We start from the raw sequence: 15,472 nt of genomic DNA, 5'->3' as shown, positions 1-15,472 counted from the left end.
TTATTAAAAATGCTATTATAGCTTTTTTATTTTAATGAGCAGGTGAACCATGAGCGTAAAGATTTATCATAATCCGCGTTGCGGCAAATCGCGTCAAACCTTGCAACTGTTAAAAGAGCAAGGCATCGAACCTGAGGTTATCGAATATCTTAAAACGCCTCCCAGCGCCCAGGAACTGGATGAGATTCTGCAAAAGCTGGGCATGGAACCGCGCGAGTTAATGCGTAAAAAAGAAGCCGAATATAAGGCGAACGGCCTGGACGATACGTCGCTGGACCGGCAGGCGCTGATACAAGGCATGGCGGACCATCCCATTTTAATCGAACGGCCTATTGTTATCGCGGGCGGCAAGGCGGCCGTTGGCCGTCCGCCGGAAGCCGTGCTCGCCATTCTTTGATGGCTTAATCTTATGGCAAAAATCCTGGTTTTGTATTTCTCCCGCAACGGCGCGACCGCCGATATGGCCAATTATATCGCCCGCGGCGTAGCATCGGTTGACGGCGCTGAAGCCGTACTCAGAACCGTCCCCGATGTTTCAGCCGTCTGCGAAAAAACCGCGGAAAGCATCCCCGCGCACGGCGCAATTTACGCTACGCTTGACGATTTAAAATCCTGCGACGGCCTGGCGCTGGGCAGCCCGACCCATTTCGGCAATATGGCCGCACCGCTAAAATATTTTATCGACAGCACCACCGAAATCTGGTTTTCAGGCGCATTGTCCGGCAAACCGGCCGGCGTATTCACCTCGACCGGCAGCATGCACGGCGGACAGGAAAGCACCTTGTTGTCGATGATGCTGCCGCTGCTGCACCAAGGCATGTTGATAGTGGGCTTGCCCAGCACCGAACATGCATTGCGCGAAACCACGTCGGGCGGCACGCCATACGGCCCCAGTCACGCATCGACTAACCACACCGGATTGAGCGATCACGAAAAAACCTTGTGCAAAGCGCTCGGCGCACGACTCGCTAAAACCGCGCTCCGCTTAAAACAGGCTTGAAGCGGATGCGGGTAAACAGGCTATTAAAAACCCCTTATTCACCACGAAGAATAAAACTTCGTGTCTTCGTGGTGTTAATCTTTTTAACCGATTTTTTGTGGACTTACCTGTTATTACTGAGAAATTACCATTCATGACCATAAAACCGATTTACTGCTATATCACGGCCCTGACCGGTTTTTTCGGGCTGTTCGCGCTGCTGATGCTTTGGAATACCGTGCTCGCGCCGTCGACCCGTTTTCCGGTGGCGCTGGTTTTATTGGTCTCCGTTATGCCATTATTGCTGCCGATGCGCGGCTTGCTGGATCGCAATCCCAGAAGCTGCGCATGGGCCGCCTACGTCAGCCTGATCTATTTTCTCCACGGCACTGCCGAAGCCTACGTCAACGCCGACGAACGGCTGTATGCGTCGCTTGAAATCCTGCTGAGCCTGATGCTGTTTTTCGGCTCCGCGTTTTATGTCCGCTTTGCAGGAAAACAGAACTGACAATGGCGGAGCAGCTTCCATTACATTTTGAATTTCGGGCCAACCAGACCTTTAACGATTTTTTCCCCGGAACCAATCGCGAAATCGTCACTCATTTGCAGCGGTGTGTTGCCGGCCTGGGCGAACAGCAAATTTTCCTCTGGGGCAAATCGGGCCTGGGCAAGACTCATCTGCTGCAAGCCTGCTGCCATCAGGCCCAACGGCAAAACATCCGCTCATTCTATTTTGATTTAGCCCATGCAGAATTGCCTGATCCCGCGATACTGGACGGACTCGATGAATATGATGTCGTTTGTTTCGACAACATCGAGTGCATAGCCGGCAATGCGGATTGGGAGCTGGCCTTTTTTAATTTTTTCAACCGGCATCGCGATCGGGGCCACAAACTGATCGTATCGTCATATGCCGCGCCCAATGACATTGCCATCCGATTACCCGACCTGAAAACCCGTCTTAACTGGGGCCTGGCCTTAAAAATACAGCCTTTGACCGACAGCGACCGTATCGCGGCGTTAATCTTTAAAGCTGATCAAATGGGCTTTGAGATCGCGCCGCAAACCGGGCGTTTCCTGCTGACTCATTACGATAGGGATCTGGCCGGTTTATGGGCCTTACTGGAAAAACTGGACAAGGCGTCATTGGCCGCCAAGCGCAAACTAACCGTCCCTTTTTTAAAGCAGATTCTGAACGAAGACAGCCATGATTAAAGTGCTGGTTATTGGAGCAGGAGCCGTCGGCGCGTTTTACGGCTCGCTGCTGTCGCAGGCCGGAGCCGAAGTATCGGTGGTTTGCCGCTCCGATTACGATCAAGTCAAGCAACACGATTTCATCATCAACAGCCAAGCGCTCGGCCGCTGGAATTTTACCCCGGCACAGGTGTTAAAAAATGTGACCGATTTTAAAGGGACGCCGGACTATATTTTACTCTGCACCAAAATCATTCCGACGCTGGATCGTGTCGCACTGATACGCCCGGTTGTCGGCCGAAATACGTCGATAGTCTTTATCCAAAACGGCGTGGAAATCGAACAGGAAATGCTGAATGCTTTCCCGAATAATGAACTCGTCAGCGGTCTGGCGTTTATCTGCTGCAACCGGACAGGCCCCGGAGAAATATTGCACTTGGCCTACGGCCGTCTGGCTTTAGGTAATTTGCCGAACGGCGTCAGCCTTAAAACCGCGCAGCTTTGCGAACTGTTTAATCAATCCGGCATTGATTGCGGGGCAATCGACAACATTGTGACCGGGCGCTGGCAAAAATGCGTCTGGAACGCGCCGTTTAATCCGCTGTCGGTACTGTCAGGCGGTTTGCTGACGCTCGACATCCTGCAAACCCAGGAGTTTTTCGTGCGCAGCATCATGCAGGAAATTTGCGATATTGCGTCGGCCGTGGGGCATCCCTTGCCCGACGATATTGTTGACACCAACATCGAAAATACCTACGCGATGCCGCCTTATAAAACCAGCATGCTGCTGGACTATGAGGCCGATCAGCCGATGGAGACCGAAGCCATCCTCGGCAATGCCCTGCGCGCCGCCCGCCGGGTGAGCATTGTCGCGCCTCATCTGAAATCGGTCTATGCGTTGATGAAGCTGAGGGAATTGAAGCTAGAGCAGCACTAGATTATTTAATAACGACAAACGACACAGAACAAAGACTTTTATTCACCATGAAGACACGAAGAGCCCGAAATTTTATATTTTTTCTTCGTGTCTTCGCGGTGAATACTTTTAGCCATTGCGTAATACCAGTTATGACGTGAAGTTACGTTATTTGGAATAAAAAATATAATCCGCCGTATAGGCAACCCGTTTTTCACCGCCCAAATGATTAGCGTCGCATCCCGACGCAGGCGGCAGGCCTCCGTGCGTATTAACCCGGTTGATAAAGTCCACGTTCGAAAACAGGCCGTCACCCTGATGGGAAACCACCTCGACCAGCAACCAGGAAATAGCCTTGCCCGGCGCCATATCGACTTTATTGACGACCCGGCCGACTACGCGGCTGCCTTCTTTATATTCCCACAGGGGGCCGGCGGAGTGATTCCCGACGATGTTGCCCTTGGCATCGAACAATTTGGCGTCGGGTGCCTGCGTTTCCCACGCATACTCGCCTTTATTCAGTGCGCATTGATAAATCTGATCGCCCTTCGCATGCGCGGTCAAAACGGGGCTATAGCCCGCAGGCGCTTTAATCTGTTCGGGCGTTGAAACCTCGGCATGAACCGCACCTTGTAACATGACCGATAAAATCAATATCTTTTTAATCATAACATTCACCATGGCATTGGCGTTCCGTCGTATTTGACGAAACTGCCGGATTGATCCAAAGAAAAGTTCTCTATCAACGTGCGCATTCCGGTAACGCTTTGCTCCGCATCGATTAGCGCATTCGGCCCGCCCATCTCGGTTTTGACCCAGCCGGGATGAAAAGTAAGCACGCCGACAGACTGATTTTTAAGCTCTATCGCCAAACTCTTCATTGCCGCATTCAACGCCGCTTTGCTGGACCGGTACAAGATACTGCCCATCAGGCTGATGATATTAACAATCAGTTCTTTATCGCTGGTTTTAATTTGCGGTAAAAAAGCCTCGGCCATTTTTATGGGGGCCTCGGTGTTAACTACCAGCGAATGGGTCCAGGCCTGATAATCGAGACGGCCAAAACCGTTACTGTTGTCATCCGTATAAATACCGGCATTATTAATCAAAACATCGATACGGCTGCCCGCCAGTTTTTGCGACAAGACCTCAATTTGTCAAAACTCTGAAACATCGAGTTTTTCCAGCTGAATAGTAGGGTAGCGCGGCCAGAACGTTGTAGATTTTTATTGCTCCCATAAAAAAACCTCCTGCATCGGCGACGCAGGAGGTTTTTATACTACTTTAAAATTATGCTGAAAAGTTTTTTGCAGCAAAATCCCAGTTAACCAATGCCCAGAATGCTTCCAAATAAGCCGGACGCGCATTGCGGTAATCAATGTAATAAGCGTGCTCCCAAACATCGCAAGTCAACAAAGGTGTTTGACCCGTGGTTAATGGGCAACCTGCGTTGCTGGTGCTGACCAGCGCCAAGCTGCCGTCGGCATTTTTTACCAGCCAAGCCCAGCCTGAACCGAAGGTAGTAACTGCGCATTTGGTGAATTCTTCTTTAAATTTCGCGAATGAACCGAAAGTTGCGTTGATTGCATCGGCCAAAGCGCCGGTAGGTTCGCCGCCCGCATTGGGTGCTAAGCTGTTCCAATAGAAAGTGTGATTCCAGACTTGCGCCGCGTTATTGAAAATACCGCCGGAAGATTTCATAATGATTTCTTCTAATGATAAACCTTCAAATTCAGTACCCGGAACCAAGTTATTCAGGTTTGTCACATAAGTTTGGTGATGCTTGCCGTAATGATATTCCAAGGTTTCGGCAGAAATATGGGGCGCCAATGCGTCTTTGGCATAAGGCAGAGCAGGAAGTTCGAAAGCCATGGGATTCTCCTAAATTAAAGTTGATGTAAAGTATTGCATACAAACAGCCGGCGATAAAACAAATACCAAGCGTTTTAATAAACAATTACTTTAGCATTGCTCGACGATTAAATAAAGCAATAGCCAAGCCGGATAGCACCAAATCGTTAAAATTGCTCACGTAACCCCCCGTGTTAACCGGCAAAAACGTCCGGCTCTGGATTATCGGCATATAGGGACTCCCGGTAGCTATCCCAATAACCCAATGCTGAAACTTGAGTGAAAAAACTGCCGCAGCAAACAGGTATTTCACCACTGAAACCGGGCTTTGAATGCTTAAGCGTCAACAGCAACTCAACGCTGTTTACGGGGCGCTTCCTGGATCACGCCTTGCTTTTCCGCCAACGCCAAGACCCGCTGACCGGTTGGGATCATCATTTTAGTTAATTGCCGGTTTTTAACCCAGACTAAAACTCGAAAACCCAGCAGCAAAAACACGATGATCGAATAAAACAAAGGTTCGGCCAAATTACCTTTGAGTTGCCAGAAATAATGAATAATGGCCGCAACAGCTGCAATATAAATAAGCCGGTGAAGTTTTTTCCAGGTTTTACCCATACGCTTTTTAGCCCATTTAGGCGAAGTCAACGCTAATAGAAAAATAATGCCATACGCTAACACCCCAAACCAGATATAAGGACTCTCAATAATATCAATACCGATAATACGCCACATCAGGGCATGATCTGCAAGCAAGTAGCCCAGCAAATGCAAGCTTGCATAAAAAAAAGCATACAGCCCGAACAATTGCCGGTAATCGGCCATACCGCGCCATTTTGTAATCGTCTGGATAGGCGTAATCGCCAGGGTCAGACATAAAAAACGCAATGACCAATCCCCCAGACGAATATGCAACGCTTGAACCGGATTTGACCCTAAATTGTCGAACGCAATGTCGACACACAACCATAATAATGGCAGTAAACAGACGACAATAAATTTTGACCGCAAATTATTGATTCGAAAGATCATCAGAAAAAATGCCGCAAGTCCATATCGCTATAAAGCGAAGCTACTTGCTCGCCATAGCCGTTAAATAATTCAGTTTGCCGACGCGGAGTAAAAAAACCGCTGCCTAATTGGCGTTCGCTGCTTTGGCTCCAGCGTGGATGGGCGACAGCCGGATTTACATTAGAATAAAAGCCGTATTCATTAGGCGCGAATTGATTCCACGATGTGACTGGCGGTCTTTTTAACAGCTCGATTTTTACAATCGCTTTAATGCTTTTAAAGCCGTATTTCCAAGGCACCACCAAACGTAACGGCGCTCCATTTTGCTTGGGCAGAATATCGCCGTACATGCCGACCGCCAGGATTGTCAACGGATGCATGGCCTCGTCGATGCGCAAGCCTTCGACATAAGGCCATTCAAGCATCGCGTTATTGCGTTGTTTGAGCATTATTTCCGGTTGATAAACGGCGGTAAATTTTACAAATTGGGCGGTTGATAAAGGCTTAACCGTTTTTAACAGCTCGCCCAGCGAAAAGCCGACCCAAGGCACAACCATTGACCAGCCTTCGACACAACGAAACCGATAGATGCGCTCTTGAAGGGTCTGTTGGCGCAAAACATCTTCCAGATAATAACTGCCGGGCTTTTCGACCTCGCCGCTTATCTCTACGGACCAGGGATCGGTGCGCAGGTTTTGCGCCAGGTTCGCTGCATCTTTTTTATTGAACGAAAACTCATAATAATTTGTGTAATTTTTAATCAGTTCGGCTGGCGTGGGCGTTAAAAAATCGGCAGAGAAATCCCCTGTTGGCAAATCCGCCCAAGCAGGCTTATTGCTGTCCGCCAATATCGGCGAAATACCGGCGCCGGCCCCCATCACCGCTAACACGGCCTTAATGATTTTGCGCCGCCCTCTAAAGATTAAAGGATCGGTAATCTCGCTGGCCGGAATATCATTTTTTGTTTTAATTATCATCGCCAAAGTGACCCAATGCTTTATCAATGCGAGCAAACCGAAACAGGTTATTTTTTACCTTTAGGAATCCAACCCAAAAGTTGCCGAACTTTAAGCTCGGTAATAAACGCCAGCGAAAACAGCTGTATAAAATTTTCAGCCTCAATGAGGTCCAAACCTATATTTTCAGGAACCAGCTCTTTTCGGGTTCCAAAAATTCGATCCCAAACTGATAAAACAATCCCATAGTTACTGTCGTGTTCTTTGCGTAACGTGGAATGATGGGCGCGGTGTAGCGACGGCGTAATAATGACTTGCGAGATCGCCTCTTCATTGGGAACGCGAAGGTTGGCGTGATGAAAAAAAATGAAAAACAGCTCGATAATCTCGATCGAAAGCACCAGATAAGCGTTCACGCCGATGACCACGACGAATATCGACTTATAAACGATTTCCAGCAATAAATCGAAAACGTGGAAGCGAAAGCCGGTGGAGACATTAAAACTTTTATCGCTGTGATGTATTTTATGAAACCGCCACAAAAACTCGTTTTTGTGGCTCGCCACATGCCACAGATAAATTGCCAAATCAAAAAACACAAAAGCCAATACCCATTTGACCGGGCCATTTTCCAAGCCGCCCAATAATCCATAAGCGGCAAATTGCTGCGCGACAAGAAATAATGACGATGCCCTTAATACCGTCAAAATCAGGTTATTGACCAAAAACGCCGTAGTATTGGTAACAAACGATTCCTTGTTGATTTTTTGAGGAAAATCACGATAAGGCTTAACTTTCTCCATGACCAGCAGCAACAGAAAAGCCAATATCGCAAGACCGAATAACGCCTCATTAAAAAGTAAGTCGCCGCCATTATTGGCGCTTGTTGTCTGATTCATAAACTTACCCTTCTCTCTAAGTAACGGGGCTATTTGCTCGGCATGGCTTTTAGTAAATCGTTCAATTCTTTAATTTCATTATTGGCGTTAATCTGCTCGGTTATATCGTACTGTACGCCGAGATAATAAATAACCCGTTGTTTTCTGTCGAATAAAGGCGTTATTTTCAACCGGTTATGGAACAAAGTACCGTCTTTTTTATAATTGCGTAAGGTTACCTCGATTGCCTCATGATTTTTCATCGCTTCGGCTATTTGGCGGCGTGCTTCCTGGTCCCTGTCGTCACCTTGGAGGAAACGGCAATTGTGGCCGATAATTTCCGCCTGACTATAACCGGTTAATCGCTCAAAGGCCTTATTAGCGTAAACAATCGGAGCGTCATCCAAATCCGGGTCGGCTAAAGTCACACCGTTAACACACTCATCTAAAATAGCGGAAAGCACTTGCGGAATGAGACCGCTGTCTTTTTCAACAATAAAAGGCATCATTAAACTCCCATGTTTATATAAATCACGAATCGGCCAGACGTTAGCCGCCTTCAACGGCGATTAAGTTTTTGATGTTTTCAACCGTGTTTTCAGCCCCTTCTTCAATGGCCGAACGTATCAGTTTTTCAAACGGACGCATAAAAACTTCGAGCTCCAATAACTCAAAACGAAAAGTCAGGCGCGTGGGTTGTTTTTGTTCGCTGCTTTCCAATAGATAACTGTGCTGATAGGGCTCGGTCAGGCCTTTAAAAATAAGTTTTATAGAGGGCTGATAATCTGTAATTTCAAAAACCGATTCGACTTCCGCGCCGTTGTCTTTACGAACTTGTTTCGCCTTGGCGCCGATAAAAACCTCTTTACCGTCCAAGGGCTCAAATTCAACAACTTCTACCGACCATTTAGGGTAGTTATCAAAAAAATGTTCGCCGATATAAGAAAAAACATCGTGAACCGGTTTATTAATCTCAATGCTCGCTTCACCGACAACCGGCTTGGATAAATCAAATGGAAACTTAATCTGCATTGTAAAAAACCATTCCTTATTGAGCGCAACACTCAACTACATTGCTGTTCTTCTTTAATGTACCAGCATAAATATTAATTACAAACTCTGAACCCATTTAGATTCATCGTTTTTCTCATGCCAAGTCAAACGCCTCATGGCCGAGCAGGCTGAGTTTAAGCGAACCGGGAAGCGGCGAATCGTATTTCATCTTGCGCTATAGCATTTCAATACGGTTTAAATATGAACTATTCGAGGTGGAACTTCGATTGGAAAACGGCCGATGCGGCACGAAAATCCGTTTGATAAACCTTCTACTGTGGAGCCAAGTTTCTCGCGTTGCTGATGGCGCTCATGTGATTTTTGAGCCAATCCGTCAACCGCCGTTTATGCCGGGCCATTACCGGCATGCTGAAAACATGGGAGGAATCGGGGTGTAAATCGCCATTGCGTTTCCCGAACATTACCCTGATGTAATGCCGGTAATATTGGAGAACTACCGCACTAACAACTCGGCAGAAAAGTGATTGTATTTGTTGCGGGCATTCACCTGCGAAACAGGCTGGTTTTAGTAGCGCTAAACATGACTAAAACCAGCCTGGCTGTATTAACTGAACTTGATTAGCGTAACAGGGCCATCACGCCTTGGCTGGATTGGTTTGCCTGGGCCAACATCGCGGTGCCCGCCTGCTGCAGGATCTGGGTTCGGCTCAATTCCGCCGTTTCCGATGCGAAGTCAGTGTCTTGAATCCGGCTGCGCGATGCGGTCATATTCTCGGACGAAACCTGCAAGTTTGAAATCACCGAGGTGAATCGGTTTTGCACCGCACCCATCGCGGCGCGTTTGGCGACCACCGTGTTGATCGCGGCGTCGATGGCCTTGATCGCCGCAGTCGCGCCCGACGCGGTGCTGACATCCAGCCCGCCACCGACCACAACGTCGTCGTTGTTTTGGGCAAGTATGCCAAACTTCTGCAAACCGGTGCCGCCATTCGGGATTCCAAGTCCGTTGTCTTGGGGCATGCCGTTACCATCGATCCTGATTGCACCGCCGTTAGTCGAGGTTAAGCTGATGCGTCCGCGTATGCCGACAACTTCACCAGCTGCAACAGCTATATTCAGCCCCGCCCCCGGATCCTCGAGGATATCGCGGACTTTCGTGACCACTCCGCCGCCGGTAGCGCCGGAAGCATCTTCATCGCCTACGGTAATATCAACACCGGAATCGGAGGTCAGTACCAGCGTCCCCGTCCCGGCATCTGCCGAGGCCTTGACGCCTGCGACGCCTGCGGCATTAATTTTGGTTATCACATCCGATAAAGCCACATCGGTTGCCGCAAGCGAAATGACTGTACCGTTAATGGTAAACTTGTTGGTTGCTCCCAATGTCGATCCGGCTACGGTGACATAAGCAACCGTTTTGGCTGTAGCCTTGACGTTGGTTTGGTCTCCGATCGCGTTGATCGCGGCGGCTTTGTCCGCCGCACTGCCGGTTGCGGTGGCGCCAACCAGTACGCCGTTGATTTTTACCACGTCGGTCGAGTTCGTTGCCGGGTCGTAAACGCCGGCACCGGCGCCGGGAGCGCCGGAAGCGGCGTCGAGGTATGCCACGGCTAACGCTGCTGTAGCGTAAGAGGTGTTCGAGATTGCCCCATCCCCGCCCACGCTGCCGTTGCCGGTCCCCATATTTAATCCAAAGGCAGTGAGCACGCTCGGATCGTTGGCGGCCAAAGTGCCGATCTTGATATCGGAGCCATTTCCGCTGGTAAGCCCCAGAAAGCCGGTATAGGTTCCCGCCGTCAAGCCGGAATTGGCGGTGACGCCACCAATCTCTATTGCCGCGCCGTTCTGGTTGCTCAATATCAAATTGCCGTCCTTGCCGATGGACGCCTCGACACCGCCGATCTGCCGGTTGATGTTATCGGCCAATTGCGACAGCGAAACGGCCGTATCAATGGTCACAGCGGTGCCGGTGGTGCCGGCAGCCGAGTGAACATTGATGGTTAAGCCGGTAACCGCGTGGGAGGCGTCCACTGAAGCGCGACTGCCGGTGACCTTGTTAAAGGCATCCGCGGTCACACCTGATGTTGAGGACGTGTTGTTAATCGCCGTTTCCATGCCGGCTATATTAGTGGAATCTGTACCTCCAGCTACGACGCCCACAGACACACCGTTAATAGTCATATAGCCTGCCACAGTTGACGCTGTCGTGTTTGCAACCCGTCCTGAGAAGGTTTGCCCAGCCGCCACGGAACTGTTCAGCGCCAAGGTTTTGGTATCGGTCTGACCGATGGTGAAGTTAATGCTTTGGCCTGCGTAAGCGCCGACCTGAATGCTGCGGCCTTGATTGGCGCCGGCCCCGGAAAATAGCTTGACGCCGTTGAAGTCGGTGGTCGCGGAAATCCGGTCGATTTCATCGTAAAGCGATTTGACTTCGTTTTGGATAGAGGTACGGTCGGTGTCGCTGTTGGAGTCGTTGGCGGACTGTACGGCCAACTCGCGCATCCGTTGCAGGATGGTGCTCATTTCACCCAAACCGCCTTCAGCCACCTGGGCGATGGAGATACCGTCGTTGGCGTTACGCACGGCCTGATTGAGGCCTTTGATCTGCGCCGACATACGTTCGACAATGGACAGACCGGCCGAGTCATCTTTCGCGCTGTTGATACGCAGGCCGGATGACAAGCGCTGCATCGCCTGCATTCCCGCAGCCTGCGATTTATTTAGATTACGTTGCGCAGTCAGCGCACCCATATTGGTATTAATATATTGGGCCATGGTGCTTCTCTCAAGTAGAAGTTAATACAATCTTAAGTTCTTATCGACGCTGCTTTAAGAAACTTTAATAACCATTAATGATTACCGGTAGATTCAGGACACAGAGCTATAAAATCGAGACTGTATCATAATGATTTTAATACGCTTATCTGCTTCCACTTTTTAAGCACAAATAATACCAATTATTTATTTTTATAATTTTACATAAGGTTACTTTAAGCCTGACATTTGTGCGGCTTGCTTCACGGCATTTTGTCATTTTCTTGGCGCTACCGAATAAACCGCTTCCATCTAATCAAGTCATACCGTCCCTGTCTCTATTTCCTGACCGCTAACCTCGCGTAGCCGTGCAATCGATTCGAGCACCCTGTTTTGCGCATCCGCAAAGCCGGCTAATATTTCAGGTTCATATTGCGCTGGCTTCTTAAGCGTTTGTTCCAACATTTCTACGCCGGTTTTCAATTCCGGCATCGCAAGATTGGCCGCCACGCCTTTCATGGCGTGAAGCATGCTCAAAGCCGAATCGACATCGCCTGCCTGCAACAAAGCATCTAACCGAGTCTCGGCATCGCTATAGCTCTGATAGAATTTCAATAACAAGTCACGGAACAGTCTTTCATTGCCCACAACATTTTTTAATCCTTGCAGCATATCGATACCGGGTAAACAGTCCGGCAGTAACGCCACGTTTTGTTCGGCCGCCTTCGCCAAACAGGAACCCTGCGTTGCCCTTAATTCCGGTTTGATAACATCGATCAGGCTTGCCAGTAATTCATCAACATCTATAGGCTTGGTCACATACCCGTCCATCCCTACATGCAGACACCTCTCTCGAGCGTCGCTGACGGCATGAGCCGTCATCGCAATAATCGGCAAATCGTCAAACTGCGCTTCGGAACGGATGATTCGGGTTGCCTCATAGCCGTCCATAACCGGCATTTGCAGATCCATCAATACGGCGTCAAAATGGTTTTCCCGTATTTTTTGTACGGCGTCACGGCCGTCCGCCGCAATGGTGACATCGAAACCTTCCTGCTCCAGCGTTTCTTTCGCCACCTGCTGATTAATATGATTGTCTTCTACCAGCAGTAACTTTGCGCCTTTAATCCCATCAGGAATTTCGTTTCCCGCCCCGGCGCAGCGGTCTTGCGAAACAGGATTTTGATCAAACGCATCGACAACCGCATTGAACAGCGCAGACGGATGCACCGGTTTGATCAGAAAACCGTCTGGATTAAATTCGGTTGATCGCTGCTCAATGTCTTCCGCGCCATGCGCGGCAATCATGATAATGTGGGGAATGCGGGTAATGTTAAGGTTACTTTTAATATGATGCGTCAGCGAAATACCATCCATTCCAGGTAGATCCCAATCCATTAACACCAGCTGATAAGGGTCTTCAGCAGAGGCGTTTTCCAACAGTTGAATAGCCTGCTCGGCTGTCTCGGCCTGGGTCACTTGAAAGAAAAAGGTTTCCAAATACAGACACAAGACATTCCTTGACGCCTCGTCGCCATCCACCACCAATGCCTTTACGCCGCGAAAAGCATCGCGCGATGCCGCTCGTTTTTGATCCGCCCCCTGGAGTTGCCCAAAGACGGCGGTAAACGTAAACGTGCTGCCCTTCCCTATTTCACTGCTTACATTGATGGCGCCGTTCATCATCTCCACCATCCGCTTGCAAATCGCCAAGCCTAAGCCTGTTCCGCCGTATTTACGGGTGGTCGATTTATCGGCCTGGTTAAAGGACTGAAATAATCCGCCTATTTGTTCTTCCGTCAGGCCTATGCCGGTATCTTTAACAAAAAACTCCAGCATAATTTGATCCGGTTTTTTCAGTTGTTCACCGCCTTCCGCTAACGCAATTTCAACAACGATCTCGCCGTGATTGGAAAACTTTACCGCATTATTGACTAAATTAAGCAATATCTGGCCCAGTCTTAGCGGATCGCCCACCAAATCCAAAGGCACGTCGCCTCCGGTAATAAAATGCATCTTCAGGCCTTTTTCTTCCACCTTGTCCGTCATTAAACTGGAAAGATCACTCAGCACGTCATGCAAATTAAACGCAATAGCTTCCAGCTCCAGTTTCCCGGCTTCGATTTTGGAAAAATCCAAAATATCGTTAATAATCCCGAGCAATCCGCGCGAAGAAACCTGAACTTTAGTCAGATAATCACGCTGTTTTGCAGTCAGATCGGTCTGTAACGCTAACCGGGTCATACCGATGATTGCATTCATCGGGGTTCGAATCTCGTGACTCATCACCGAAAGAAATTCCGACTTGCTTTTATTGGCGGCAACCGCCTGGTCTCGCGCTTCGGCCAATTCGGATGTGCGGTTTATTACTTTTTGCTCTAAGGTCCGGCTGTAATCTTCAAGCTTATCGTAAGAAATTTTCAAGTTCCTGGCCATTTGCGCAAACGCTAACGTTAGCGCGCCGATTTCCCCATCCTGACGGATTTTTTTAACATGGTCGCCGACCGAAAAATTACCTTGCGCTAATTCATCCGCCAACCGGGTTAAGTGCATCAGAGGCCGGGACAATCGCTCAGATACAAACAATACGACACACGCGCCAATCAGGATAAAAATAGCTGTGGTTATTAATAGCCTCGTTATCATTGCGCGGATTTGACGGGTGCTCTCCTCTCTGGAATTAACAATCTCCTGATTAAGCAACTCCAAAGAAAAACCCAGCCGGAGCACACCCCAAGGCTTTGCACTCACTCGAATCGGCATGATAAATTCCATAAAGGACTTGCCGTTGCTGACATACTCATTAACCGTTGCGGTTATTTGGCCTGCCGCAAACACATCCTCTTTTTCGGATAAAACGTCCATTTCCAATTGCGGCTTTAGCGTATGGATATAGGCTCTCCCGGAGGATTGCATCAATATGATGTAATGAAGCGCCTTATTTTCCCGCACCGCGTTTCTTAACTGATCGGCAACCAGCGAAAGGTTTACGGATGCGATGCCGTTCTCGACTTGACCCGATAGGTTATCGGACAGAATCCGCCCTCTATCGATTAACCTGCCTTTCATCAGTACAATGCGCTTTTCCAATTCCTTTTCAAACACATCTTTTTGAAACTCGATCTGAACAAAGGTCAACATCGTCAACAAAGCGATAATCAACCCAACCATCGTAACGAGAAGTTTTCTAAAAATACTTCGTTTAACCATCTTGTTTAAACTCAAAAGTGTTTTTGGGGAAATTTATTTTGCTTACTTGCGTTTATTGCTCTCGGCATTATAAATCTAACTTTAACAGCAGCCTGATTAATTACACCGTTTCGGTTATTCTGTTAAAAACGGTGTTATCCATTCGTAAAGGATCATGACAAAACCACTTTTATTCTGTTTCGAACCGGTTGCGGATTGCAACGCAGAGATATTGATTTTGGGCAGCATGCCGGGACAGGAGTCTTTGGCGGCAGGCCAATATTATGCAAACCGCCGCAATGCTTTCTGGAAAATCATGGCCGAATTGCTTGAGTTTGATCCCGGCTGTTCGTATGAGGCCCGGCTACACGAACTGAAGACGGCCCGCATCGCGCTATGGGATGTACTGAAATCTTGTACACGAATCGGCAGTTTGGATGCAAGCATTGATAACAGCTCCATCACGGCGAATAACTTTCAGAGCTTCTTTGCTGCGCATAACCGGATCCGTGCGGTCTTTTTCAACGGCGCCAAGGCGGAGTCGGCGTACCGGCAGTATGTTTTGCCTAGCATCAGCAACGTTCCGCTCAGCTATATGCGTCTTCCATCGACCAGCCCCGCGCACGCCTCTCTGTCCTATGAACAAAAACTTCAGGCATGGCGGATCGCGCTGGGACCTGTCGGCAGGTCCTGAATCCTTCGGCCTTGCTCAGGACAGGCTTGCCGAAGC

At 48.9% G+C, this 15,472-nt stretch carries 16 protein-coding genes; 6 read left to right on the top strand and 10 right to left on the bottom strand.

What is annotated here, in order from left to right; translation table 11 throughout:
- The first annotated feature begins 49 nt into the window (after window positions 1-49).
- The 5 genes from arsC (at window position 50) to V3O24_RS11820 (ending at window position 3,110) form a co-directional block, all read left to right on the top strand.
- Window positions 50-397, top strand: coding sequence for an arsenate reductase (glutaredoxin) (arsC, locus tag V3O24_RS11840; protein WP_331307369.1), 348 nt, complete (start codon window positions 50-52; stop codon window positions 395-397).
- A gap of 12 nt (window positions 398-409) precedes the next feature.
- On the top strand, window positions 410-1,000 hold the full coding sequence (gene wrbA, locus V3O24_RS11835) for an NAD(P)H:quinone oxidoreductase (RefSeq protein WP_331307368.1): 591 nt from the start codon (window positions 410-412) through the stop codon (window positions 998-1,000).
- Window positions 1,001-1,133: 133 nt separating this feature from the next.
- Complete coding sequence (locus tag V3O24_RS11830) at window positions 1,134-1,487, top strand: DUF2069 domain-containing protein (RefSeq protein ID WP_181049869.1); 354 nt, start codon at window positions 1,134-1,136, stop codon at window positions 1,485-1,487.
- A 2-nt stretch (window positions 1,488-1,489) separates the two neighbouring features.
- Window positions 1,490-2,194, top strand: a complete 705-nt coding sequence (gene hda / locus V3O24_RS11825) for a DnaA regulatory inactivator Hda (protein ID WP_331307367.1) — start codon at window positions 1,490-1,492, stop codon at window positions 2,192-2,194.
- The gene (locus V3O24_RS11820) at window positions 2,187-3,110 is read left to right on the top strand and encodes a 2-dehydropantoate 2-reductase (RefSeq protein WP_104423677.1); all 924 of its coding nucleotides are present in this window, start codon (window positions 2,187-2,189) and stop codon (window positions 3,108-3,110) included. The genes hda and V3O24_RS11820 overlap by 8 nt, the downstream gene beginning before the upstream one ends.
- 147 nt (window positions 3,111-3,257) lie before the next feature.
- Here the strand turns inward: V3O24_RS11820 and V3O24_RS11815 are convergent, their stop codons facing one another.
- From V3O24_RS11815 to V3O24_RS11770, 10 genes are all read right to left on the bottom strand, one after another.
- On the bottom strand, window positions 3,258-3,758 hold the full coding sequence (locus V3O24_RS11815) for a DUF3455 domain-containing protein (protein ID WP_331307366.1): 501 nt from the start codon (window positions 3,756-3,758) through the stop codon (window positions 3,258-3,260).
- Between the two features lie 5 nt (window positions 3,759-3,763).
- Complete coding sequence (locus tag V3O24_RS11810) at window positions 3,764-4,234, bottom strand: SDR family NAD(P)-dependent oxidoreductase (protein WP_331307365.1); 471 nt, start codon at window positions 4,232-4,234, stop codon at window positions 3,764-3,766.
- 145 nt (window positions 4,235-4,379) lie between these two features.
- The gene (sodB, locus tag V3O24_RS11805) at window positions 4,380-4,961 is read right to left on the bottom strand and encodes a superoxide dismutase [Fe] (protein ID WP_331307364.1); all 582 of its coding nucleotides are present in this window, start codon (window positions 4,959-4,961) and stop codon (window positions 4,380-4,382) included.
- Between the two features lie 333 nt (window positions 4,962-5,294).
- Window positions 5,295-5,972, bottom strand: a complete 678-nt coding sequence (locus V3O24_RS11800) for a protein-methionine-sulfoxide reductase heme-binding subunit MsrQ (protein ID WP_104423680.1) — start codon at window positions 5,970-5,972, stop codon at window positions 5,295-5,297.
- A complete protein-coding gene (msrP, locus tag V3O24_RS11795) occupies window positions 5,972-6,928 on the bottom strand; it encodes a protein-methionine-sulfoxide reductase catalytic subunit MsrP (RefSeq protein ID WP_331307363.1) in 957 nt (318 codons plus the stop codon). Before msrP ends, V3O24_RS11800 begins: the two co-directional genes overlap by 1 nt.
- Before the next feature lie 47 nt (window positions 6,929-6,975).
- A complete protein-coding gene (locus V3O24_RS11790) occupies window positions 6,976-7,806 on the bottom strand; it encodes a sterol desaturase family protein (RefSeq protein ID WP_331307362.1) in 831 nt (276 codons plus the stop codon).
- 29 nt (window positions 7,807-7,835) lie between these two features.
- Complete coding sequence (locus tag V3O24_RS11785) at window positions 7,836-8,291, bottom strand: PAS domain-containing protein (protein WP_104423747.1); 456 nt, start codon at window positions 8,289-8,291, stop codon at window positions 7,836-7,838.
- Between the two features lie 43 nt (window positions 8,292-8,334).
- A complete protein-coding gene (locus V3O24_RS11780) occupies window positions 8,335-8,817 on the bottom strand; it encodes an SRPBCC family protein (RefSeq protein WP_331307361.1) in 483 nt (160 codons plus the stop codon).
- 600 nt (window positions 8,818-9,417) lie between these two features.
- On the bottom strand, window positions 9,418-11,574 hold the full coding sequence (locus V3O24_RS11775; protein WP_331307360.1) for a flagellin: 2,157 nt from the start codon (window positions 11,572-11,574) through the stop codon (window positions 9,418-9,420).
- A gap of 300 nt (window positions 11,575-11,874) precedes the next feature.
- Complete coding sequence (locus V3O24_RS11770; RefSeq protein ID WP_331307359.1) at window positions 11,875-14,724, bottom strand: response regulator; 2,850 nt, start codon at window positions 14,722-14,724, stop codon at window positions 11,875-11,877.
- 193 nt (window positions 14,725-14,917) lie between these two features.
- Between V3O24_RS11770 and V3O24_RS11765 the strand changes: the two genes are divergently transcribed.
- Window positions 14,918-15,436: a DNA-deoxyinosine glycosylase gene (locus V3O24_RS11765; RefSeq protein ID WP_331307358.1), complete on the top strand. Its 519-nt coding sequence runs from the start codon at window positions 14,918-14,920 to the stop codon at window positions 15,434-15,436.
- Window positions 15,437-15,472: the final 36 nt, after the last annotated feature.

Origin of the sequence: Methylobacter sp. Wu8, from assembly GCF_036440755.1 — a bacterium.
In the GTDB taxonomy this organism is placed as follows: domain Bacteria; phylum Pseudomonadota; class Gammaproteobacteria; order Methylococcales; family Methylomonadaceae; genus Methylobacter_A; species Methylobacter_A tundripaludum_A.
This window is presented reverse-complemented; position numbering and strand designations above follow the sequence as displayed.